The sequence below is a fragment of the Burkholderia sp. AU31652 genome, from assembly GCF_002223155.1.
In the GTDB taxonomy this organism is placed as follows: domain Bacteria; phylum Pseudomonadota; class Gammaproteobacteria; order Burkholderiales; family Burkholderiaceae; genus Burkholderia.
In genome coordinates, this window is record NZ_NKFG01000005.1 from 2,523,956 (window position 1) to 2,545,567 (window position 21,612).

At 67.0% G+C, this 21,612-nt stretch carries 22 protein-coding genes; 8 read left to right on the forward strand and 14 right to left on the reverse strand.

All coding sequences use genetic code 11. The annotated features are described in order from the left end of the window. The first annotated feature begins 167 nt into the window (after positions 1-167). The gene (locus CFB40_RS28855) at positions 168-464 is read left to right on the forward strand and encodes a DUF4148 domain-containing protein (protein ID WP_089433105.1); all 297 of its coding nucleotides are present in this window, start codon (positions 168-170) and stop codon (positions 462-464) included. 202 nt (positions 465-666) lie between these two features. Here the strand turns inward: CFB40_RS28855 and CFB40_RS28860 are convergent, their stop codons facing one another. The 6 genes from CFB40_RS28860 to CFB40_RS28885 all read right to left on the reverse strand — a co-directional run bounded on the left by CFB40_RS28860 (position 667) and on the right by CFB40_RS28885 (position 6,396). Further along, positions 667-1,863: a TauD/TfdA family dioxygenase gene (locus CFB40_RS28860; protein WP_089426867.1), complete on the reverse strand. Its 1,197-nt coding sequence runs from the start codon at positions 1,861-1,863 to the stop codon at positions 667-669. Positions 1,864-1,885: 22 nt separating this feature from the next. Further along, positions 1,886-2,842 (reverse strand): alpha/beta hydrolase, encoded by a 957-nt coding sequence (locus tag CFB40_RS28865; protein ID WP_089433106.1) that lies wholly within the window; start codon positions 2,840-2,842, stop codon positions 1,886-1,888. Between the two features lie 33 nt (positions 2,843-2,875). Then, entirely contained in the window at positions 2,876-3,364 is a 489-nt protein-coding gene (locus tag CFB40_RS28870; protein WP_089426865.1) for a thioesterase family protein, read from the reverse strand. A 12-nt stretch (positions 3,365-3,376) separates the two neighbouring features. Beyond that, positions 3,377-4,342: an L-carnitine dehydrogenase gene (locus CFB40_RS28875; RefSeq protein ID WP_039366226.1), complete on the reverse strand. Its 966-nt coding sequence runs from the start codon at positions 4,340-4,342 to the stop codon at positions 3,377-3,379. An 87-nt stretch (positions 4,343-4,429) separates the two neighbouring features. Next, a complete protein-coding gene (locus CFB40_RS28880; protein ID WP_039366557.1) occupies positions 4,430-5,359 on the reverse strand; it encodes a 3-keto-5-aminohexanoate cleavage protein in 930 nt (309 codons plus the stop codon). Between the two features lie 83 nt (positions 5,360-5,442). Then, a complete protein-coding gene (locus CFB40_RS28885) occupies positions 5,443-6,396 on the reverse strand; it encodes a choline ABC transporter substrate-binding protein (protein ID WP_089426864.1) in 954 nt (317 codons plus the stop codon). A gap of 62 nt (positions 6,397-6,458) precedes the next feature. Between CFB40_RS28885 and CFB40_RS38280 the strand changes: the two genes are divergently transcribed. Beyond that, on the forward strand, positions 6,459-6,845 hold the full coding sequence (locus CFB40_RS38280; protein ID WP_179255287.1) for a hypothetical protein: 387 nt from the start codon (positions 6,459-6,461) through the stop codon (positions 6,843-6,845). Between the two features lie 162 nt (positions 6,846-7,007). Then, complete coding sequence (locus CFB40_RS28890) at positions 7,008-8,591, forward strand: isocitrate lyase (protein WP_089433107.1); 1,584 nt, start codon at positions 7,008-7,010, stop codon at positions 8,589-8,591. Between the two features lie 55 nt (positions 8,592-8,646). On the opposite strand, the gene CFB40_RS28895 is transcribed toward CFB40_RS28890, so the two are convergent. After that, a complete protein-coding gene (locus tag CFB40_RS28895) occupies positions 8,647-9,525 on the reverse strand; it encodes a LysR family transcriptional regulator (protein ID WP_089433108.1) in 879 nt (292 codons plus the stop codon). Positions 9,526-9,646: 121 nt separating this feature from the next. Between CFB40_RS28895 and CFB40_RS28900 the strand changes: the two genes are divergently transcribed. After that, complete coding sequence (locus CFB40_RS28900) at positions 9,647-10,090, forward strand: DMT family transporter (RefSeq protein ID WP_089433109.1); 444 nt, start codon at positions 9,647-9,649, stop codon at positions 10,088-10,090. A 72-nt stretch (positions 10,091-10,162) separates the two neighbouring features. Here CFB40_RS28900 and CFB40_RS28905 read toward each other — a convergent pair whose 3' ends face one another. The 7 genes from CFB40_RS28905 to CFB40_RS28935 all read right to left on the reverse strand — a co-directional run bounded on the left by CFB40_RS28905 (position 10,163) and on the right by CFB40_RS28935 (position 15,671). Then, positions 10,163-11,668, reverse strand: a complete 1,506-nt coding sequence (locus CFB40_RS28905) for an aldehyde dehydrogenase family protein (protein ID WP_089433110.1) — start codon at positions 11,666-11,668, stop codon at positions 10,163-10,165. A 33-nt stretch (positions 11,669-11,701) separates the two neighbouring features. Continuing rightward, positions 11,702-12,142, reverse strand: coding sequence for a c-type cytochrome (locus tag CFB40_RS28910; RefSeq protein ID WP_256976934.1), 441 nt, complete (start codon positions 12,140-12,142; stop codon positions 11,702-11,704). A 101-nt stretch (positions 12,143-12,243) separates the two neighbouring features. Next, a complete protein-coding gene (locus CFB40_RS28915) occupies positions 12,244-12,744 on the reverse strand; it encodes a c-type cytochrome (RefSeq protein WP_089433111.1) in 501 nt (166 codons plus the stop codon). Continuing rightward, the gene (locus CFB40_RS28920) at positions 12,741-13,277 is read right to left on the reverse strand and encodes a methylamine dehydrogenase light chain (protein ID WP_089433112.1); all 537 of its coding nucleotides are present in this window, start codon (positions 13,275-13,277) and stop codon (positions 12,741-12,743) included. Before CFB40_RS28920 ends, CFB40_RS28915 begins: the two co-directional genes overlap by 4 nt. 39 nt (positions 13,278-13,316) lie before the next feature. After that, positions 13,317-13,955 carry a methylamine dehydrogenase accessory protein MauD gene (gene mauD / locus CFB40_RS28925; RefSeq protein ID WP_089433113.1) on the reverse strand — a complete coding sequence of 213 codons (639 nt, stop codon included), beginning with the start codon at positions 13,953-13,955 and terminating at the stop codon, positions 13,317-13,319. Continuing rightward, on the reverse strand, positions 13,952-14,506 hold the full coding sequence (locus tag CFB40_RS28930; RefSeq protein WP_089426856.1) for a MauE/DoxX family redox-associated membrane protein: 555 nt from the start codon (positions 14,504-14,506) through the stop codon (positions 13,952-13,954). The genes mauD and CFB40_RS28930 overlap by 4 nt, the downstream gene beginning before the upstream one ends. Positions 14,507-14,513: 7 nt before the next feature. Next, on the reverse strand, positions 14,514-15,671 hold the full coding sequence (locus CFB40_RS28935) for an amine dehydrogenase large subunit (protein ID WP_089433114.1): 1,158 nt from the start codon (positions 15,669-15,671) through the stop codon (positions 14,514-14,516). Positions 15,672-15,915: 244 nt separating this feature from the next. On the opposite strand from CFB40_RS28935, the gene CFB40_RS28940 reads away from it, so the two are divergent. From CFB40_RS28940 to CFB40_RS28955, 4 genes are all read left to right on the forward strand, one after another. Beyond that, a complete protein-coding gene (locus CFB40_RS28940) occupies positions 15,916-16,878 on the forward strand; it encodes a helix-turn-helix domain-containing protein (protein WP_089426854.1) in 963 nt (320 codons plus the stop codon). A 130-nt stretch (positions 16,879-17,008) separates the two neighbouring features. After that, positions 17,009-17,953 (forward strand): GlxA family transcriptional regulator, encoded by a 945-nt coding sequence (locus CFB40_RS28945; RefSeq protein WP_089426853.1) that lies wholly within the window; start codon positions 17,009-17,011, stop codon positions 17,951-17,953. A 489-nt stretch (positions 17,954-18,442) separates the two neighbouring features. Beyond that, positions 18,443-20,155, forward strand: a complete 1,713-nt coding sequence (locus tag CFB40_RS28950; RefSeq protein ID WP_089426852.1) for a M36 family metallopeptidase — start codon at positions 18,443-18,445, stop codon at positions 20,153-20,155. Positions 20,156-20,234: 79 nt separating this feature from the next. Beyond that, positions 20,235-21,488 carry a M20/M25/M40 family metallo-hydrolase gene (locus CFB40_RS28955; protein WP_089433115.1) on the forward strand — a complete coding sequence of 418 codons (1,254 nt, stop codon included), beginning with the start codon at positions 20,235-20,237 and terminating at the stop codon, positions 21,486-21,488. Positions 21,489-21,612: the final 124 nt, after the last annotated feature.

A 21,612-nucleotide genomic window follows, 5' to 3' on the forward strand; every position in this document is an offset into this window, starting at 1 on the left:
GAAAAGAAAGCCGGTTGAAAGCCTGATTCGACGCGCCACTGTTACCACCCAGGAAACAATTTATCGTCAAAACCAGCGTTTACCCTGAACCTTCCGATGACTAAGATTTGATCAATCGCTTAAGACATGGTGTCGAGAGCGAACTCAATAAAACACCGGAGGTCATCATGAAATCGCTCGTTTCCGCAGTCGTTGCCGCTGCCGCCCTGTCCGCTTCGTTTGGCGCATTCGCTCAAAGCACCGTGACCCGCGCTCAAGTGCGCAACGAACTGGTCCAGCTCGAACAAGCCGGCTACAAGCCGGGCGTGGCGAGCCCGTACTACCCGAACGACATCCAGAGCGCCGAAGCGCGTGTTCATGGCGCCGACACCAGCGGCTACGGCGCACAACCGGCTCCGGCCGTCCACGCGGGCGCCCCGGCCGCATCGTCGAACGCTCGCGACTCGATCTTCTTCGGCCAGTAAGCCGATGCGCCCTCGGCGGGCGCCGCGCGTCGCGCGATGAAGCACGAAAGTCAGGACAAGCCCCCTTGCGGGGCTCGTCCTTTTTGATGAAACGCATACCTCCGCCGCCCGGCAACGGGGGGCTTCGCCCGGGCGCCTGGCGTCCGGGTGTTTTTTCATTTCCGAGGGATGCGTGCGAGCAGGACGAAACCGCGCGCGCCCGTCAGCGCGACGCGGCCGCGGCAGGCGCCGAACGCGACAGCACGCGCCACCGCGACAGCAGTTCGTCGCGATCGATGTAGCAGCCCTGCAGGTGCCGGCGGCCGGTAGACGGATCGAACTCGGTGCGCGCATGCAGCACGCGGCGGTTGTCGAACGCCCACATGTCGCCCGCCCGCAGCCGGCGCTGCACGCGAAAGCGCGGCTCGCGCGCCAGCGCGAGGAACCGCCGGTACGCGCGATAGACGGCCGCGACCGAGCCGGCCGGCGCATCGAGCGGCCCGCGCAGGAAGTTCGCGACGCGCACCTCGGTCACGTTGCCGCGCGCGTCGAGCCCGATCACCGGCGCCGAGCAGCGGTAGTCGCTGTTCGCACTCTTGTTCCAGAACTCGAACGGCGTCACCGCAAGCTGTTCGAAATCGGCCGGATGCTCGCGCCGCAGCGCATCAGCCAGCGCGAAGCCGTCGAGGAACACGCTGTCGCCGCCGGTCGCGTCGTTCGCGAGGCAATGCAGGAACTGCACACCCGGCTGCAGCTCGCGGGTCGGCAAATCGGTATGCGGCGGCAGGTTCAGCGACGTATACGCATTGCTGTCCGGGCGCGGCTTCGATTCGACGTCGAACAGCACGCCGAAATTGCTCTCGCGGATCAGGCCGATGCGGCGCGCAATCTCGTCGACACGGCCACGCTCGGCCGGCACGCCTTCGACGAGCGTCAGCCCCGTGCGTTGCAACGCGGCGAGCCACGCGAGCAATGCGCGGTCGTCCTCCATCACGTCGCGCCACGCGAACACGCCGATGGCCGTCGCGTCGTCGCCGGCCCACACGTGCCGCCCGTGCGCGGCCTGCCGCTCCGCGCGCGACGCGTCGTCGTACGCATGCGCGCGCAACCAGCCCGGCGACCACGCGCTGCGGTGTCCGTCATTCCACTCGACATGCAGCGCGCCGTCGGTTTCGACGTGCACCGTGAGCGCGGAGAGATCCTCGCGCGCATCGGCGATCTCGAACACCTGTTCACGCGTGACGGCATGCACGCACGCGGAACACGCGCAGTTGTCGCGCAGCCAGTCGAAATGAAACGGCGATCGTCGCGTGTCGCTCCATTCGACGTCCACCGCGCCGTCGCCAATCGTCGCCGCCGCAATGGCCGCGTCGGCCGAAAACGTCCGCCAGTCCTCGATACGGTGTTGCGCTGCCTGCATCGTTGCCTCCCGGAAACGCCCGCTACGCGTGTGGTGCGAGCAGAAACCCGCCGACCGTCCGGTGCAGCCGCGCCGCCTGCGGGCTCGTTCCGAGCGCGCGCCAGCAGCCGTGCACCAGCCCTTCTCCCATCCAGTAATGCGCGGCCCCGCCGGCCGCGCGAATCCGTTCGACGTACACGCGCGCGTCGTCGCGCAGCGGATCGTGTTCCGCGCCGATCGCGAGCACGGGCGGCAGGCCGTCGAAACGCGCCGCCGCGAGCGGTACCGACGCACGCAGCAGCGGGTCACCGTCTCCCAGCGCATCGAGCAAGCCGCCTTCCCAGTACAGCGCGCGATAGCGATGGACGTCGTCGAGCGTCAGCATCGGCGCGTGCGCTTCCGTTTCGCGCGCGGGCGATTGCGGTTCGAACCCGAGCATCGGATAGACGAGCGCGATGCCGTCAATACCGCCTTCGCCCGCATCGCGCAGCGCGGTGGCCACCGCCGCCGCGAGCATGCCGCCCGCGCTGTCGCCCGCGAGCGTCAGCGGATGCGTGCACGGCCCGAACGGCCAGCGTGCGTCGCGCGCGGCGCGCGTGACCTCCAGGCAATCTTCGAGCGCGGCCGGCGCGCGATGCTCGGGCGCGAGCCGGTAGTCGGCCGCGATCACGTCGAGCCCCGTATCGGCCGCCAGTTGCGCGGTGATCAGCGCATGACTGTCGAGCGAGCCGACGACGAAGCCGCCGCCATGAAAGAACAGCACCGTGCCGCGTGGCGTGCGGTGCGCGGACGTGTAACGCCGCAGCGCGATCGCACGGCCGTCGGCGGCGTGCCAGACGGCGTCCTGCTGCACGATGCCGGCCGGCAGCGCGGCCGGCGTCCATTCGGCCGCGAAGCGGTCGTACAGGCGGCGCTGTTCGGCGGGCGAGCGCGCCGCCGCGTCGGCCGGATACCACGCGTCCACGGCGGCAACGAACGTCGCGATTTCCGGTTCGAGCATCGTGTGCGCTCCGAGGTCGAAGGTTCGCGCAGGTTATCGGCGCGGCGGCAGCCCGATCACGCGGCCCGCATACGCGGGCGCCGCGCCATCGCGCTGCAACGCATGCAGCTCGGCCACGCGGGCGGCCACGTCGTCGTCGAACGGCGCCGATTTCGCGCCGTCGCGCGTATCGACGTGCAGCAGCATCTGCTCGCTCGCCGACACCGCATCGTCGTGCCCGTCAGCGAACAGCTCGAGATACAGGTGCAGCCGCTTCGCGTCGTGTGCGAGCACGCGCGCGTCGACGCGCACCGGCGTGCCCTCCTTGATCTCGTGCAGGTAGTTCACATGTGCTTCGAGCGTGTAGACCGAGCGACCCCGCTCGCGACGCGCGGCGTCATCGAGGCCGATGCGATCCAGCAGCGCATCGGTCGCGAAGCTGAAAATCAGCAGGTAGAACGCATCGCGCAGGTGGCCGTTGTAGTCGACCCATTCGGGCCGCACCACGTCGCGGTAAATCGTCAGCGGGGTATCGCCGGTCATTGTCTGTCGTCCTCAGTCTTCGAATCGCATCCCGTGCCGCGCCTTCACCGCGGCGATCGACTTCAGCACCTCGGTGATGCACTCGTCGCGATAGCGTTCGAGCTCCTTGATGCTGCGCGTGCCCTGCTGTTCGGTCGTGCCTTCGACGACGCTGTCGATCAGCGCGTCGGTCAACGTGGGCGCGACCAGCTTCGTCCACGGCAATTCGAGCGCGGGGCCGAACTGCTGCATGAAGTGTCGCATGCCCGCATCGCCGCCCGCGAGCGTGTAGGTCAGGAACGTGCCCATGAACGACCAGCGGATGCCCGCGCCGAAGCGGATCGCATCGTCGATCTCGCCGGTCGTCGCGACGCCTTCGTTGACGAGGTGCAGCGCCTCGCGCCACAACGCTTCGAGCAGGCGGTCGGCGATGAAGCCCGGCACTTCCTTGCGCACGTGCAGCGGCCGCATGCCGAGCTTGCGATAGACCTCCATCGCGCCTTCGACCGCTTCCGGCGACGTGCGCGCGCCGCCGAGCACCTCGACGAGCGGCAGCAGGTAGACGGGATTGAATGGATGGCCGACCACGCAGCGCTCCGGATGCGTCGCCCGCGCGTAGAAATCCGTCGGCAGCAGCCCCGACGTCGACGACGCGATGATCGCGTCGGGCTTCGCCGCGCGGCTGATCTGCTCGTGCAGTTCGAGCTTCAGCGCCTCGCGCTCGGGCGCGCTTTCCTGGATGAAATCCGCGTCGGCGACGCAGGCCTCGATCGTCGAGACGAAACGCAGCCGCGCGGGGTCGGCGCCCGGCGCGAGGCCGACGCGCTCGAGCGCGGGCCACGCGTTCGCGACGTTCGCGCGCAGCCGCTCCTCCGCGCCCGGCGCCGGGTCCCATACGACCACGTCGAGACCGTGCGCGAGCGCGCGGGAAATCCATCCGCTGCCGATCACGCCGGTGCCGATGGCGGCGAACGTCTTGATGTCGGTCTTCACAGCCATGTCAACGCATCCTTCAAATCAGGGGAAATCGGTGGGCGGCCGCGCCTGTGCGTGCCGCCGCGTCATGTCAATCAGTCTCGTAAAAACTCACGCGAACTCGGCGATCGCACGGCGTTCGAGCGGACGCTCGCCGCGTGCCGGCAAGCCGAGCTTGCGGCGGCCTTCGGCCGGCGTCAGCACGCGGGCACCGAGCCGTTCGATGATCTCTCTTGCACGCTCGACGAGCGTGCCGTTGGTCGCATGCACGCCGCGATCGAGCCAGATGTTGTCTTCGAGGCCGACCCGCACGTGGCCACCAAGCAGCATCGCCTGTGCGACCATCGGCATCTGCATGCGGCCGATGCCAAAGCCGGCCCAGTGCGCGCCCGGCGGCAGGTTGTCGACCATCGCCTTCATCGTGCCGGTATCGGCCGGCGCGCCCCACGGAATGCCGAGGCACAGCTGGAACAGCGGCGGATCGTCGAGCAGCCCTTCCTTCAGCAACTGCTTCGCGAACCACAGATGGCCCGTGTCGAAGATCTCAAGCTCCGGCTTCACGCCGAGTTCCTGAATGCGCTTCGCGCCGGCGCGCAGCTGCGCGGGCGTCGATACGTAGATGTAGTCGCCATCGCCGAAATTCAGCGTGCCGCAGTCGAGCGTGCAGATCTCGGGCAACAAGTCCTCGACGTGCGCGAGCCGCGTGAGGCCGCCGACCAGGTCGGTGCCCTTGCCGAAACGCATCGGGTCCTCGCCGGGGCCGATCTCGAGATCGCCGCCCATGCCGGCCGTCAGGTTGATGATCACGTCAACGTCGGCCGAGCGGATGCGGTCGACTACTTCGCGGTACAGGTTCGGGTCGCGGCTGCCGCGCCCCGTCTGCGGATCGCGCACGTGGCAGTGCGCCACCGTTGCGCCGGCCTTCGCGGCCTCGATCGCGGCGGCCGCGATCTCCTTCGGCGTGACCGGAATCGCCGGATGCTTGCCGACCGTATCGCCCGCGCCGGTGACGGCGCAGGTGATGATGACTTCGTGGTTCATGCTGGTTGCCTCGCTTGAATCGGGTTGTGTCGCAATGCGGATGTTTCGTCGGCGCGCGCCGCGTGCGGCGCGCGGGCCATCCATCACAGGCCGAGATACGCCTTCACGGCCGGCAGGCCATCCTTGCCGTCGAACGTCTTGACGCCCGCGAGCCACGGATCGAGCACCTGCGGGTTCTTCTTCAGGTACGCCTTCGCGGCCTCGGCCGGCTTCGTCTTGTTCATCACCGACTGCATCAGCTGGTTCTCGAGCTGCGTCGAGAAGCGCAGGTTCGTGACGAGCTTGCCGGCGTTCGGGCAGCGTGAAATGAAGTCGGGGGCCGTGAGCGTGTACACGCGCGCTTCGCCGTAGTTCGGCCCGAACGACGCATCGCCGCCGGACAGATAGTTCATGCTGATCTGGATGTTCATCGGATGCGGTTCCCAGCCGAGGAAGACCACCCACTTCTTCTCGCGGATCGCGCGCTCGACGGTCACCAGCATCCCAGCCTCGCTCGATTCGACGAGCTTGAAGCCGCCGAGCCCGTACTGGTTCGTGTCGATCATCTTCTGGATCGTCGCGTTCGCGCTGCTGCCCGGCTCGATCCCGTAGATCTTGCCGTCGAGTTCCGCGCGGTGCTTCGCGATGTCCTCGAAGGTCTTCAGGCCCGCCTGGTATTCATAGCTCGGCACCGCGAGCGTCGCCTTCGCGCCCGACAGGTTCGGCGGTTCGACGACGTTGATCGACTTGCTGTCGAGGAACGGCTGGAGCTGCTTCTGCTGCACGGGCCACCAGTAGCCGAGCGATATGTCGAGCTGCTTGCTCTTCAGGCCGGCGAACGAGATCGGCACCGACGCGATCGTCGTGGTCGGCTTGTAGCCGAGCGCCTCGAACACGGTCGACGCGAGCGCCGTGGTCGACGTGATGTCGGTCCAGCCGATATCCGCGAAACGCACGGTGCGGCAGGCCGCGGCATCCGTTTCGGCCTGCGCCGCGTGCGTGAACGCGCCGGTCGCCAGCACGGCCGCGACAAGCGCGGCGATCTTCGTCGACTTCATGGTTCGTTACCTCCCGGTTTGACTCGCGGCAGCCGGTGCGCGGGGTGTGCCCGGCCTGCATCGTGGGAGTAAAAGTAACGAGCCATATTGGTCGCGAGAAGACCGGCGGCGACCTGTTCTTGACTATTTGCGACTATGAGTGGAAACCACTAGATTTCTTGAGAGGCTTGATGGGCGGGGTTTTTACGCGTATTTCCGATGGATCCGGCTTGTCCGCATGCGGCGCGATGTTTTCGATTCCGGCCCGGACGAAACGGCATGCCGGCGCGGCTACGGTTCAGCGCCGCTCGCGCCGCCCCGACGAACGGGTGTCACGGGCGCGTGTGAAGCTGGCCCGGCCTCCAGCAGCCGAAAGAGCGTTTCGTATTGCGGAATCCCCGCCAATTTCCCGCGCCGCGCCCTTTTCGTCGCTTGAAAACTTGTTTTGCATTGCAAAAATCGCTGCGTAACTCATTGAAAATCAATCAAAAATAATGTCTTATGTCTTATATAAGACATCGCCAAAAGCGCGATGGGCGGCGTTACTATTTATCCCATGCAGTCCGCTTCGACAGACGTAGCGGGCACGCTCAACCAGTTACTCAAACGCGCTTTGCTCCCAGGAGATTGACATGGCCCAGTATCAAGACGACATCAAGGCAGTTGCCGGTTTGAAGGAAAACCACGGCAGCGCGTGGAATGCGATCAGCCCCGAGTACGCCGCCCGCATGCGTGCCCAGAACAAGTTCAAGACGGGCCTGGACATCGCCAAGTACACCGCGAAGATCATGCGCGCCGACATGGCCGCGTACGACGCCGACCCGTCCAAGTACACGCAGTCGCTGGGTTGCTGGCACGGCTTCATCGGCCAGCAGAAGATGATCTCCATCAAGAAGCACTTCAACAGCACCGAACGCCGCTACCTGTACCTGTCCGGCTGGATGGTCGCTGCGCTGCGCTCCGAGTTCGGCCCGCTGCCGGACCAGTCGATGCACGAAAAGACCTCGGTCAGCGCGCTGATCCGCGAGCTGTACACGTTCCTGCGCCAGGCCGACGCCCGTGAGCTCGGCGGCCTGTTCCGCGAACTCGACGCCGCCAAGGACGCCACGGCGAAGGCCGCGATCCAGGAGAAGATCGACAACCACGTCACGCACGTCGTGCCGATCATCGCCGACATCGACGCCGGTTTCGGCAACGCGGAAGCCACGTACCTGCTGGCCAAGCAGTTCATCGAAGCAGGCGCATGCTGCATCCAGATCGAAAACCAGGTGTCCGACGAGAAGCAGTGCGGCCACCAGGACGGCAAGGTCACGGTGCCGCACGAGGACTTCCTCGCGAAGATCCGCGCGATCCGCTACGCGTTCCTGGAGCTGGGCGTGGACGACGGCATCATCGTCGCCCGTACCGACTCGCTGGGCGCCGGCCTGACCAAGCAGATCGCCGTGACCAACACGCCGGGCGACCTGGGCGACCAGTACAACGCTTTCCTCGACTGCGAAGAACTGTCGGCCGACCAGCTGGGCAACGGTGACGTGGTCATCAAGCGCGACGGCAAGCTGCTGCGTCCGAAGCGCCTGCCGAGCAACCTGTTCCAGTTCCGCGCCGGCACGGGCGAAGCGCGCTGCGTGCTCGACTGCATCACGTCGCTGCAGAACGGCGCCGACCTGCTGTGGATCGAAACGGAAAAACCGCACATCGCCCAGATCGGCGGCATGGTCAGCGAAATCCGCAAGGTCATCCCGAACGCGAAGCTGGTGTACAACAACAGCCCGTCGTTCAACTGGACGCTGAACTTCCGCCAGCAGGCGTACGACGCGCTGAAGGCCGAGGGCAAGGACGTGTCGGCCTACGACCGTGCACAGCTGATGAGCGTGGAATACGACGACACGGAACTGGCCAAGCTGGCCGACGAGAAGATCCGTACGTTCCAGGCCGATGCATCGCGTGAAGCCGGCATCTTCCATCACCTGATCACGCTGCCGACGTACCACACCGCCGCGCTGTCGACCGACAACCTGGCCAAGGAATACTTCGGCGACCAGGGCATGCTGGGCTACGTGGCCGGCGTGCAGCGCAAGGAAATCCGCCAGGGTATCGCCTGCGTGAAGCACCAGAACATGTCCGGCTCGGACATCGGTGACGATCACAAGGAATACTTCAGCGGCGAAGCAGCGCTGAAGGCGGCCGGCAAGGACAACACGATGAACCAGTTCTGATACCGGTCATCGCCACGCGAAACGCCAACCCGTGACGTTACGGGTTGGCGTTTTTTTATGCCCCGATCACCCGCACGAACGCGTCCGCCAGCACCGTCGGCGCGACCGGCAACACCAGCGCGCACACCGACCTGGCGTCTTCATCGGAAATCGGCACGAAGACGACGCCGTCGATCCCGAGACTCGCCATCCGTTCCGGCACGATCGCGACGCCGTGCCCGGCCGCGACGAGATTCAGCATCGACGTCTTCGGCGACACGATCCGGGCGATCGCCGGCACGAAGCCGCGCTTCAGGCAAAGATCGATCACGACGCGCGCGAGCCCGCCCCGCTCCCGATAGACGGCCGATACGAACGGTTCGTGCCGCAGTCGCGAGATCGCCATGCGCTTGCGGCCCGCCAGCGGATGATCGGCCGGCACCGCCGCACACAGACGCTCGGCCGCGAGTTCGACGAAGCGCACGCGCGAATCGCGGCGCAGCACCGGCAGACGAACGATCCCGATATCGGCGTTGCCGCTCGCGACCTCCAGCACCTGATCCTCGGACGACGCGCGGTCGAGATCGATCCGTGCGCCCGGACACGCGCGCATGAAGCGCTCGAGCACCGGCATCAGGCTGCCGACGGGAACGGTGCTCGAATGCAGGAGCCGCAAGACGCCCGCTTCGCCGCGCGACAACTGCGCGCCCTCGTCGGCCGCGGCGGTCAGGGTCGTGGGAATCGACGCCACGCGATCGCGATAAAGCGCGCCGGCCGGCGTGAGCCGCACACCCCGCGGCTCCCGGTCGAACAGCGGAAACCCCAGCTCGTCTTCCAGTTGACCGATCTGCCGGCTGAGCGCCGACTGCGCGACGTGGAGCGCGCTCGCGGCCGGCGTGAAGCCGCCGAGATCGGCCACGGTCAGGAAATACTGGATTTGCCTCAGGGATGGCATGCCGAAAAGAGATGGATGAGCGCCTGATTTGATATTTGCGTTATACCGTCGCGCTTTCCAGAATGGAAGCCTGCCGTGCCGGAGCCGCCGTCACGGCCACTTCGCCGGAGCCTGCCTCGTCGTGACTACTCTCCTGTCCTATCTGCTGGTCGTGGCCGCCGGCGTCAGCGTGGCGTTGCAACAGGTGCTCAACGCCAATCTCCGTGCGCAGCTCGGCTCGCCGTGGTGGGCCGGCTCGGTCAGCTACCTCGTCGGCCTGGCCGCGATGCTCGCGGTCGCGCTGCTGTCCCCGCATCCGCGCTTGAGCGGGGGCGCCACCGGTGCCGCGTCATGGTTCAGCTGGACCGGCGGGTTCTTCGGCGCGGTGTTCGTCGGCATCGCGATCCTGATGGTGCCGCGACTGGGCGCCGCGACGACGCTCGCGCTGATCGTCGTCGGGCAGATGACCGGCGCGCTCGCGTTCGACCACTTCGGCGTGCTCGGCATCCAGCAGCATGCGGCCAGCCCGATCCGCCTGGCCGGCGCGGCGTGCCTCATTCTCGGGGTGGTGCTGGTTCGGGCGTGACGACGTCTCGCGTCGCTGCCCCATGCGTGGGCGTTGCCGAACCGCCGGCAACGCATGCACCCGCCGCGACGCTCACGCGTAGTTCATCATCACCGACTTGCTTTCCGTGTACTGGTCGATCACCGCACGGCCGAGTTCGCGACCGAAACCCGACTGCTTCATCCCGCCGAACGGCATCGCGTTGTCGAGCAGCGAGTGGCAGTTGACCCACACCGTGCCGGCCGCGATGCGCGGGATCAACTTGTGGATCGCGGAAAGGTCGTTCGACCAGATGCTCGCGCCGAGGCCGTACGGCGTGTCGTTGGCGAGCTGCACGGCCGTGTCGACGTCGTCGAACGGCATCGCGACGAGCACCGGCCCGAAGATCTCCTCGCGCACGACGCGCATCGCCTGCGTCGTGTCGACCAGCACGGTGGGTTCGACGAAGAAGCCGGGGCCATCGATCGCCCGGCCGCCCGCGGCGGCGCGCGCGCCCTCGCCGAAGCCCGAGTCGATATAGCCGCACACGCGCTGGCGCTGCTTCGCCGAGACGAGCGGGCCGATCTGCGTCGACGGGTCCAGCCCCGGGCCGATCTTCAGGCTCGCGGCGATCTTCGCGACGCGCTCGATCACGTCGTCGAACACCGTCGCATGGATGTACGCGCGCGACCCGGCCGTGCACACCTGCCCCTGGTTGAAGAAGATCGCGTTCGCCACGCCCAGTGCGGCCTTGTCGGGATCGACGTCGGGCAGCACGATCACCGGCGACTTGCCGCCCAGTTCGAGCGACATCCGCGTCATGTTGTCGAGCGCCGCGTGGCCGATCGTCTTGCCCGTCTGCGTCGAGCCCGTGAATGCGATCTTGTCGACGCGCGGATCGCGCGACAGCGCGGCGCCGGCCGTGTGACCGTAACCGGTGACGATATTGACGACGCCGTCAGGAAAGCCGGCCGCCTGAATCAGCTCGCCGAGGCGCAACGCGCTGAGCGGCGTATCTTCCGCGGGCTTCAACACCACGGTGCAGCCCGTGGCCAGTGCGGGCGCAAGCTTCCACGCGGCCATCAGCAGCGGGAAATTCCACGGAATGATCGCACCGACCACGCCGACGGGCTCCTTGCGCGTATAGGTGAAGATCTCGCTGTCCGGCATGTAAGGCATGCCCGCGTCGATCACGCTGCCTTCGATCTTCGTCGCCCAGCCGGCCATGTAGCGGAAGCACTGCGCGGCCATCGCGACGTCGAGCCCCTGCGCCACCATCACGGGCTTGCCGTTGTCGAGCGACTCGATCTCCGCCAGCTCGCGCGCATTCGCTTCGATCAGGTCGGCGAGCGCGAGCAGCAGGCGTTCGCGGTCGGTGGTCTTCGCGGCGCGCCACGGCCCCGCGTCGAATGCGCGCCGCGCAGCGGCGACGGCCTGCTGCACGTCGTGCTCGCCCGCTTCGGGCACGTGCGCGAGCACGGTGCCGTCGGCCGGGTTCACGACGTCGAGCTGGCGGCCCGACGCCGCGTCGCGCCACTCGGCGCCGATCAGCATCTTCTTCGGCTTCGCGAGAAACGCGCGCGTGGCGTCGAGCAGCGGGAAATGTTCGTTCGTCTCCATCTTCCTGATTCCTCGTTTTCCTGAATGAGTCGGTCAATAGCGATCCGCGACACCGTCGATCCCGCGCGCCTGCAACGCGCGCACGAGGCCGGCGCGCACGGTCGCGACGTCGGACAAGGCGGGACGGCGATGCGCGGCGACTTCGGCGGCCGTATACGGCTTGAAGTCGCGCGGCAGTGCGTCGCGGTTCATGGTCGTGAGTACCCAGTTGAGCACGTCGGCGAGATCCTGGTCCGACAGCGCCGAATTCGACGCGCCGGGCACGCGCATCACGTACTCGCGCCCGGCCGGCAGATGCGTGAAATAGCCGAGCGAGTTGGCGAGCGGCGGCACCTTGCCGGGGATGCCGCTGCCCGTCGCCGTATGGCAGCCCATGCAGTTGAGCACCCAGTGCTGCCGCGCGCGCGCCGCGTCGGCCGCGCCTTCGGCATGCACGGGTGCCGTGGTCAAACCTGCGACTGCTCCGGCCAGCATCAGCAACGACGACAGGCGACGCGACACGCTGCCGAGCCACGACGACACCGCGCACCGCGTGCGGGCCGCGGCGTCGCCAGCACGGGGCGCGCACGCGAGCGTCACAGGCCGAGCCCCTTGATGACGACGTCGCGTTGCGCATGAACGGCCGTGCCATCCATTGCCTTCGCGCGCGCCGCACGGATATCCGCCGCCGTGAACGGCTTCGCGTCACCATGCTGCGCGTTGAGATCGAACACGACGTAGTTGAGCACGTGCGCGATGTCGTCATCGCTCGCGCTCGCAAACGACGGCATCTTGAAGTTGTAGTGCTTGTCGCGCACCTTGATCTCGCCGAACATCCCGTGCAGCAACGTTGCGACCAGTTGCGCGCGCCCCGGCTCGGCCGTCGCGTACTTGCCCGGATACTCGGTCAGCGGCGGCGCGAGGCCGTCCTGCCCCTTGCCGCCCGCCTGGTGGCACACCGCGCACTGCGCGTCGAACAGACTCTTGCCGGCCGGGTAATGCACGGTTTCCTGCGCGCCGGCGGCGGCCGGCAACGCGAAGGCCGTCACGGCCGTCATGCATGCGACGGCGAACTTCCCTGCTTGCTTCCCTTTCATTGTTTTGCCGCTCCCAGCAGAACCGAAACCGAACAGTGATAGTTCGAATTTCCGTTGGCCATGCACCAGTTGATGTCGTTGTTCAGCGACAGCTTGTACAGCGGCTTCTCGCGCTCGTTGCGGTTGCAGAAGCATTTTCCGCACGATGTCTTGCCGCAGCAGTCGTTGTACGACACGATGTAGTCCGAACCGTCGTGCGGGTTACGGCAGGTGCCGATCCACGTGATCGGCGAAGGCGTCGTGCCCGGTGGGCAACTGCTCGACGTGCCGCCGCAGCAACTGCACAGCCAGCCGTCGATCGCGCAGTATTTCCAGTAGTCGCAGCTCATCGGATCGTCGCTCGCCGCCGTCGCGGCGCCCCCGGACGCAGCCGATGCCGCATCGGCCGCATACGCGGTGCGATCGATGGGCAGCAGCGGCAGCAGCGCCGATCCCACCAGCACCTTGCCGAGCTTCGCCATCGCGCTGCGCCGCGAACTGTGCTGCGCGACGCCGCGCGCCGACCGCTCGAACCATGAATCAAACAGGCCCATGTCGTTGTTCTCCCTTGACGTTGAAAGAGGGGCGGCCGGTCATGCGTGCTGCGCGTGCGCGTCGTGGTCGTGGTCGTGGCCGTGATCGCCGTGCACGAACTGCTGCAGGGATGCGACGCCGCGCTCCTTCGCTTCGAACAGGCTCTCGAGATGCTCGCGCGTATTGACGAGCCCCTTCGCTCGCACCGTGCCGGTTTCGTCGAGCAGCACCGCGTACGGCAGCTTGCCGATCTGGTACGCGAGGCCAAGCTCCTGCGACAGCACGTACGGGAAGCGCCCGAGGTCGTGCTTGCGTGCGAAGCGCGTGTGTTCGTCGGCATCGCCATCGCTCGCGAGCACGATGTTCACCGGCGTCGCCTCGCTCGCCTGCAGCGACGGCAGCAGCGGCAGCAACTTCTTGCAGACGGGGCACGTCGGCGACAGGAAGAACAGCAGCGTCGCCTTGCCCGACGCATCGAAGCCGCCGACCTTCACCTGCGCGCCGCGAATGTCGGTCAGTTCGAACGTCGGCGCGATCGCGCCGACCGCCGGCCCCTTGTCGATCATCAACGCGCCGGCCGGCATGATGCGTTCGTACAGGATGCCGATCTGGCGCACGAGCGCGAGACAGATCGCGCCGAGCGCGACGACGGCCACCCACAGCAGCGCGGTGGAAACGGTGAGAGCGGTTTGCATCATGAATTCCTCAAGTGGGAAAGGCGCGGTAGGTTGGCGAGCAGCACGTCGACGGTGAGCAATGCGCAGACGATCAGCAGCACGGAGAAGAACAGCGTCAGGTAGTCGAACCACACGACCGCGCGTGCACCCGGCTCGACGAGCGCGGTCGCGGCCAGCGCGGCGAGCAGCAGCGCGCGCCCGACGTGCAGCCAGCCGATGCCGCGCGGCGCATCCGCGCGCGCCGCCGCGAAGCCGGAGCAGCCGCAGTCGATGTCGGTGTGGCCGCGCACGAGATTGATCGCAATCGCGGCGGCGAAGGCCACGAGCAGCGCGACCAGGCCGATCGCGCCGGCCGTGCGCGTATCGGGAAACAGCAGCGCCGCGGCGCCGATCGCTTCCGCGAGCGGAATCGCGAACGCGACGGGCGCGGTCAGCGCGTCGGGCAGCAGTCGGTAGCCGGCGAGCGCCTGGCTGAACGCGGCGGGCCGCCGCATCTTCGCGAACGCGCCGAGCAGCACGACGACGGCAGCGCCGGCCTGCGCGCTGGTGGCAAGTACGGGATCGATCGTCATCGCGGCCTCACGGGTTGACGAGCAGCGACGACGTGTTGCCGATCTGCTTCTCGACGTGCTGCAGCTTGCCGGTGCGCGCATCCATCACGACGAGGTCGGACGTCGCCGTCAGCCCATAGAACAGCGGCTTGTCGTCCTCGCTGACCTGGATCGACACGAGCGGATCGACCTTCTGCTGCGCGAGATCCCAACGCGCGACACGCTGCTTCGACTTCAGGTCGACCACCCACACCTGCGTGCCGGGATCCTTGTGCGAGCCGTCGCCGCCCTTGTGCATCAGCACGTAGTAGCGGTTTTGCCGGGCCTGCACGGCCGTCTGCTGCATGCCGCCCGGGCGCCAGCCTTCGGCGCGCTCGGCATCCGTCACGAGCGGCCACGGCTTGCCGAACGCGGGCTTGTCGCCGCTGAAATCCGCGCTGCGCACGTTGCCGCCGTACGTCGTGAACAGATAGGCGCCCTGGTAGCGCGACGCGTTCACGAACGCCGGATCCTTGTCGACGTCGATGAACGCCTCCGACATCGTGCGCTTCGCTTCCTTGCCGTTCGCATCGAGCGTGACGGTCAGCGCCTTGCCGCTTTCGCACAGCGCGGTGAAGCGGTCGTTGCCCGACGGATACGCGAGCACGCAGGCCGCCGTGTCGATCTCCGACAGCACCTGCTTCGACACCGCGTCGATCACCGTCACCGAGGCCGCCGGCGTGATGTTCGCGACGTACAGCCGCTTGCCGTCCGCGCTGAACGTGGTGTTGTACGGCGACGGCACATGCTGCGCATGCTTTGCCGGAATCACGATCTCGCCCGCATGATCGAGCGTCGTGTTGTCGGTCATCTCGACGACGTCGGTGCGCGTGCCGTGCGAGCCGCGCGAGAAGTAGGTCGTCGCGACGAAGCTCGTCCGATGGTCGGGCGAAATCGCGAAGCCGGGGCCGAAGCCGCCGTCGATCTGGCCGAGCAGTTTCTTCGCATCGGCGTCATATACGTAGATGCGTCCGTCGGTCATCGACGGCATCGAGATGTCGACGATATAGACCTCGTGCGGATGCCATGGCGGCATCTTCTGCACGACCAGTTCCTCCGGCTTTTCCGTCGCGTTCGCGCTGCCGGCCCATGCCGCCGCGAACGCCAGCGTCGCCGCGAGCACCGCGGTTCGTCGCCTTGTCCTCATGTCGCCTCCAGTTGGGGAATCACGTGATGTGGGGCGACTGTAGTTCGACAATAAATTCGGTCAGCACCCGGACCGGCACCGCGTGCTTGCCGATTCGGGATATTGGAAAACCGCCTGAAAGCCGCGCCGGCCGGACGCTTCCGACCCTCTGACAAATGCGCGCGGAATAGCGCTCCCCCTTATTGCGCCGACCAGGCGGTCGGTTTAATCTTGCGCGGTCCTGATCGACGCACCCGGAGGCGCTGTGTTCGTGTTTCACGAGAGGTTCGACAACGCGGACCGGCATGCCGAGGCGCTGCGCGGCTGGAACCAGCGCTACGACCAGATCGGCTCCGGCGCGTATCGCAGCGCGGTCAAGCATGCGGTGCTGGACGGCATGCAGCTGTTCCAGGAAGCCGCCAACGTGCGCATCATCCAGCGCGGAAGACTGCCGCACGACCATACGGTGTTCGGCATGCCGCTCACCGGCTCGGGTGCATTCGCATTCGGCGGTGCGCGCATCGAGCGCGGCACGATGGTGATGGCGCGCGGCGGTGCGCCGTTCGAGCTGCATTCACCCGACGACATGTCGCTGATCGGTGTCGTCGCCGATCGCGCGCTGATGCAGCAGGTCGAGGATGCGGCCGATGTGCGCGTCGACGAAGCCACGTTGCGGCGCGGCGTCGTCGACATGCCCACCGCCGTGCTGATGCGCGCGAGCGTGCAGGTCGCCACGCAACTCGAGCGCGTGCTGGCGGCACCCGACGCCTACCGCGACGCACGCGCGCAGCGCGAACTGCGCGGCGAGATCGGCAACGTGCTCGTCGATCTCCTCACGTACCGGATTCCCGAACCTTCGAACCGTCTCACGCACGCCTGTCGCGCCGACATCGTGCGCCGCGTGCACGACTACGTGATCGGCCATCCCGAAGCACCGGTCGACGTACTGAGCCTGTGCACGCAATTGCGCGTGAGCCGGCGCACGATGCAGAACAGCTTCCAGTCGGTCGTGCAGACCAGCCCGTTGAACTACGTGCGCTCGCTGCGCCTGTCGCAAGTGCGGCGGATGCTGCTCGATACGAGGCAGGCCGACCTGCCGATCAGCGACGCGGCCGCGCGCTGGGGCTTCATGCATCTCGGGCATTTCGCGAGCGCGTACAAGGCGCAGTTCGGCGAGTTGCCGTCGACCACCGCGCGCCGGGCCGTGCGCGACGCAAAAACGCGCTGAGCCCGCGCAAAACCCGCGATAATCTCCCGCTGACCGTTCGGCGCGCGCGAGCCGGCCGCGGCGCCTGCCCGTCCGCTCGCTGCCGCGCACGATGCGCGACGACGACTACCCGATTCCATCTCTTGCCCCGATGCCCGAGGATTTCCATTTCCTGCTGCTGCCCGGCTTCTCCGCACTCGGCTTCATGTCCGCGGTCGAGCCGCTGCGCGTCGCGAACCGCTTTCGCACCGAGCTCTATCGCTGGCACGTGATCAGCGCCGACGGCGCGCCCGTCGCCGCGAGCAACGGCATACCGGTCGCCGCCGAGGCCGCGTGCGCGGAGGTCGACAAGGTCGATACGGTGTTCGTCGTCGCGGGTTTCGATCCGCTCGTGTGCTACACCCGCGCGATCGGCGACTGGCTGCGCCGCCAGCACCGTCATGGTGCAACGCTCGGCGGTATCGACACGGGCAGCTTCGTGCTCGCGGAAGCCGGGCTGTTCGACGCATCGCAGCCGCTCACGCTGCACTGGGAAGCACTGGCCGCGTTCCGCGAACGCTACCCCGGGCTGAACGCGACGCAGGAGCTGTTCGAGATCGACGACCGGCGCATCACGTGCGCGGGCGGCACCGCGTCGATCGACATGATGCTCGACCTGATCGGGCGGCGGCATGGCGCCGATCTCGCGGCGGCGATCTCCGAGCAGTTCGTCGTCAGCCGGATCCGGCAGCGCTCCGACAGCCAGCGGCTCGAGATCGCCGCACGCTACGGCGTGCACAACCGCAAGCTGATCCAGGTGATCGGCACGATGCAGCGGCACATGGAAACCCCGCTCGGCTCCGATGCACTCGCGCAGGAGGTGTCGATCACGCGCCGCCAGCTCGAACGGCTGTTCAGCGCGACGCTGAACGACACGCCGACGCACTTCTACCTGAACCTGCGCCTCGATCGCGCGCGTGAACTGCTGCAGCAGACGGACATGAGCATCACGTCGGTTTGCGTCGCGTGCGGGTTCGAATCGCCGTCGCATTTCTCGCGCACATATCGCACGCGATTCGGGCTGAGCCCGCGCAACGACCGGCGCGCGACGCGCTGATCGTCGCCGGTTTCACACACAATCCGGCGCGGAATTGTGCGTTCGGGCAGCGATTCCTGCCGCTTGCTGAACAATGCCGGCGATTGATCGACGGACCGAAGCGGTCGTCGAAAATAAATTGGAATGTCGTTGAAAATATTCTGTAACATACCAAAAAAAGTTAGATAGGCAGCCTAACGACATGCATGCCGCATCGCGACGTGCGTCGCGCCATGCGGGCTGCCGCCGATATCGATCCGATCCGAGGGGTATGACATGACGATGCTCGCTTCGCCGTCGCCGCACCTGCCTGCCGTTCGCTTCTTCTCCCGCTTCTCCCCCTCTTCGCCTGCCTGTTTCTTTTCGACCTGACATTTAGGGTTCCTTAGTCAGTCGACGCTCCCAACACCGCTTCGCCGCACCGGCGCCATCGCGCCGGCGCGCGGGCCGTGTCGTGCCTGCGCGCCACGAACGCGCGGGCGTATCCAACCGTTGAGATGAGGATCACGTATGCAGACATCACGCAAAGCACTGCCGCTCGCCCTGGGTCTCGCGCTCGGTTTCGGCATCGTCGGCGGCACCGCGGCCGATACGAAAGTGTCGAACCCGCAAGCAACGAGCCTGCGCGAAAGCCTGACGCGCGGCGTCGCGCCGCCGGCCGCCAAGGCCGATACGGCCGCCGGGCAGTTCCGCGCAGACGGCGTCGCCGTCACGCTGTACAACCCCGCGTATCGCGCGAAGAAGACCGCCACGACGCCCGCCGCCACCGCGCGCGACTTCGTCGCGTCGCAGGCCGCGCAGCTCGGGCTCGATGCGACCGCGCTCGCGAGCCTCGTCGTCACGTCGGAGCGCAACGATGCCGATTTCACCGTCGTGCGCCTGCAGCAGCAGGCAGCCGGCTTGCCCGTGTACGGCAGCGATATCGCGGTGACGGTCGCGAAGGACGGCCGCATCCTGTACGTCGCGAGCAACACGATCAACGGCGTGGTCGCGACGTCGCGCAAGTCGCAGGCCGTCGACCAGCAGCAGGCGCTCGATCGCGCCCGCGCGTATCTCGGCGTGAGCGGCTTCACGAACCTGGATGCGCAGCTCGTCGCGTTCGTCGACAAGACCGGCACGCATACCGCGTGGAAAGTGCGCGGCCGCCCGAACGACGGCCCGAAAGGCGACTGGGAGCTGCTGATCGACGCGGGCAGCGGCGACGTGCTGCGCGCCGAGGACAAGGCGTTCTATGCGACCGACGGCACGGGCTTCGTGTTCCGGCCCGACCCGCTGTCGCCGACCAGGAGCAGCTACGGCAGCACGGGATTCAAGGACAGCAACGACGCTGACTCTTCGCAGCTCACCGCTGCACGCGTGCGCGTGACCTTGAAGGATCTCGCGCAGTCGGGCGGGCGCTACACGCTGACGGGCCCGTACGCGTCGTGCATCGATTTCGACGCGCCGCTCGACAAGGCGTGCCCCGTGCAGTCGACGCCCGCGTTCGAGTTCACGCGCGGCAACCTGTATTTCGAGGCCGTGAACGTGTACTACCACATCGACACGTTCCTGCGTTACGTGAACCAGACGCTCGGCATCAAGGCGATGCCGTACCAGTACACCGGCGGCGTGCAGTACGACCCGCACGGCGAATCGGGCGACGACAACTCGTCGTACTCGTCGAGCAGCGGCCGGCTGACCTTCGGGCAAGGCGGCGTCGACGACGCGGAGGATGCGGACGTCGTGATCCACGAGCTCGGCCACGGCATCCACGACTGGGTGACGAACGGCGGCCTGTCGCAACAGGAAGGACTGTCGGAAGGCACCGGCGACTATCTCGCCGCCGCGTACAGCCGCGACTTCAACCAGTGGAGCCCGTCGGATGCCCAATACCACTGGGTCTACAACTGGGACGGCCACAACGAGTTCTGGGGCGGCCGCGTGACCAACTGGAACGTCGGGCGCACCTACGCGCAGGCACGCGGCGCGGAGATCCATACGGCCGGCCAGTACTGGGCGTCGTGCAACCTCGTCGCGCGCGATGCGATCGGTGCGCAGGCGATGGACAAGGCGTTCCTGAAAGGGTTGTCGATGACCAACAGCTCGACCAACCAGAAGGCCGCCGCGCAGGCCGTGCTGACGGCAGCGTCCGCGCTCGGCTACAGCAGCGCGCAGCTGACCGCGATCGGCAATGCGTACAACCAGAGTTGCACGTACGGCGTGACCGTACCGAAGAAGTCGTAATTCCGCAGCAGGCGGGGGCGCCTCGCACGACCTGCGGCGCGCCCTCTTCCTCGACATCGCCATCCTCACGAGATCGAACATGCCTACTCTGAAACTGACCCGCCTGAGCGCCGCGCTGGGCGGCATGCTGCTGACCGCCGTAGCACACGCGACGCCCGTGTGGATCACACTCGGCGACGCGGCGTTCCGCCAGTTGCAACGCATCGACGCCGGCGCCACCGCGCAATACAGCACGACCCTCGACGCCGGCAAGACGGCCGACGGCGTCGCGCGTCGCGAAACCGTTCACGTCGTCGAAATCGACAATTCACGGCTCGGCGAGCTGGCCCACGCCGTCCACCATGCGCGCGGCCACGGGCCCGGCTATGTCGTGCACGACTCGTTCGACGACGCGCGCCAGGCGCTGCAGCCGTTGCCGCCGACGCTCGCGAAACAGGCCGCCGCCTCCGTGTACAAGGTATCGAACGCGCCGCAGATCGGCGCGTGGGTCCAGCAGCTGCAGGCCAGCAACATCGTCGGCACGATCACGTCGCTGTCCGGCTTCACGAACCGCTACTACACGACGTCACACGGCGTCGCCGCATCGGACTGGCTCGCCTTGCAGTGGAAGCAGCTGGCGGGTTCCCGCGCCGACATCGCCGTCGAACAGTTTGCACACACGGGCTTTCCGCAGAAATCCGTGATCCTGACGATTCGCGGCAGCGATCCGGCCGCGGGCACCATCGTGCTGGGCGGCCACCTCGATTCGACGGTCGGCCGCACGACGGAGAACACGCGCTCGCCAGGCGCGGACGACGATGCGTCGGGCATCGCCAGTCTCACCGAAGCGCTGCGCGTGCTGCTGGCGAACAACTATCGGCCGAAGCGGACGATCAAGTTCGTCGGGTACGCGGCCGAGGAAGCCGGGCTGCTCGGTTCGAAAGCGATCGCGAAGCAGTTCCGCGCGCAGAATGCGAACGTGGTCGGCGTGCTGCAGCTCGACATGACGAACTACAAGGGCGATCCGAAGGATATCTACCTGATCACCGACTACACGAACGCGTCGCAGAACACCTACCTGACGAATCTGGCGAAGACCTACCTGCCGGAACTCGCGATCGGCACGTCGCAGTGCGGGTATGCGTGCTCGGATCACGCGTCGTGGAATGCGCAAGGGTATCCGGCGTCGTTCCCGTTCGAGGCCGACCAGAACGACAGCCCGTATATCCACACCGTGAACGACACGCTGGAGAATTCGGATCGGCAGGCGAATCACGCGCTGAAGTTCGGCAAGCTGGCGCTGGCCTACGCGGTCGATCTCGGCGGGGATGGCAGCGCGACCGTCAAGCGTTGACCCGGCGACGGCCGGGGGCGGTGGAACGGGCGCGTGGTGCGGGCGCGCCCGTTCGAACCCGGCCAAACCCGTTTGCCGTTCCGGATAGAATCGTCATTCGCTCACTTCTGCAACACGGTGCAAT

What these genes read in the sequence shown, in the direction of transcription:
- CFB40_RS28855 (WP_089433105.1), top strand. Translation starts at nt 168, where the DNA reads ATGAAATCGCTCGTTTCCGCAGTCGTTGCCGCTGCCGCCCTGTCCGCT.
- CFB40_RS28860 (WP_089426867.1), bottom strand. Translation starts at nt 1,863, where the DNA reads ATGCAGGCAGCGCAACACCGTATCGAGGACTGGCGGACGTTTTCGGCC.
- CFB40_RS28865 (WP_089433106.1), bottom strand. Translation starts at nt 2,842, where the DNA reads ATGCTCGAACCGGAAATCGCGACGTTCGTTGCCGCCGTGGACGCGTGG.
- CFB40_RS28870 (WP_089426865.1), bottom strand. Translation starts at nt 3,364, where the DNA reads ATGACCGGCGATACCCCGCTGACGATTTACCGCGACGTGGTGCGGCCC.
- CFB40_RS28875 (WP_039366226.1), bottom strand. Translation starts at nt 4,342, where the DNA reads ATGGCTGTGAAGACCGACATCAAGACGTTCGCCGCCATCGGCACCGGC.
- CFB40_RS28880 (WP_039366557.1), bottom strand. Translation starts at nt 5,359, where the DNA reads ATGAACCACGAAGTCATCATCACCTGCGCCGTCACCGGCGCGGGCGAT.
- CFB40_RS28885 (WP_089426864.1), bottom strand. Translation starts at nt 6,396, where the DNA reads ATGAAGTCGACGAAGATCGCCGCGCTTGTCGCGGCCGTGCTGGCGACC.
- CFB40_RS28890 (WP_089433107.1), top strand. Translation starts at nt 7,008, where the DNA reads ATGGCCCAGTATCAAGACGACATCAAGGCAGTTGCCGGTTTGAAGGAA.
- CFB40_RS28895 (WP_089433108.1), bottom strand. Translation starts at nt 9,525, where the DNA reads ATGCCATCCCTGAGGCAAATCCAGTATTTCCTGACCGTGGCCGATCTC.
- CFB40_RS28905 (WP_089433110.1), bottom strand. Translation starts at nt 11,668, where the DNA reads ATGGAGACGAACGAACATTTCCCGCTGCTCGACGCCACGCGCGCGTTT.
- CFB40_RS28910 (WP_256976934.1), bottom strand. Translation starts at nt 12,142, where the DNA reads ATGCTGGCCGGAGCAGTCGCAGGTTTGACCACGGCACCCGTGCATGCC.
- CFB40_RS28915 (WP_089433111.1), bottom strand. Translation starts at nt 12,744, where the DNA reads ATGAAAGGGAAGCAAGCAGGGAAGTTCGCCGTCGCATGCATGACGGCC.
- CFB40_RS28920 (WP_089433112.1), bottom strand. Translation starts at nt 13,277, where the DNA reads ATGGGCCTGTTTGATTCATGGTTCGAGCGGTCGGCGCGCGGCGTCGCG.
- mauD (WP_089433113.1), bottom strand. Translation starts at nt 13,955, where the DNA reads ATGATGCAAACCGCTCTCACCGTTTCCACCGCGCTGCTGTGGGTGGCC.
- CFB40_RS28930 (WP_089426856.1), bottom strand. Translation starts at nt 14,506, where the DNA reads ATGACGATCGATCCCGTACTTGCCACCAGCGCGCAGGCCGGCGCTGCC.
- CFB40_RS28935 (WP_089433114.1), bottom strand. Translation starts at nt 15,671, where the DNA reads ATGAGGACAAGGCGACGAACCGCGGTGCTCGCGGCGACGCTGGCGTTC.
- CFB40_RS28945 (WP_089426853.1), top strand. Translation starts at nt 17,009, where the DNA reads ATGCCCGAGGATTTCCATTTCCTGCTGCTGCCCGGCTTCTCCGCACTC.
- CFB40_RS28950 (WP_089426852.1), top strand. Translation starts at nt 18,443, where the DNA reads ATGCAGACATCACGCAAAGCACTGCCGCTCGCCCTGGGTCTCGCGCTC.
- CFB40_RS28955 (WP_089433115.1), top strand. Translation starts at nt 20,235, where the DNA reads ATGCCTACTCTGAAACTGACCCGCCTGAGCGCCGCGCTGGGCGGCATG.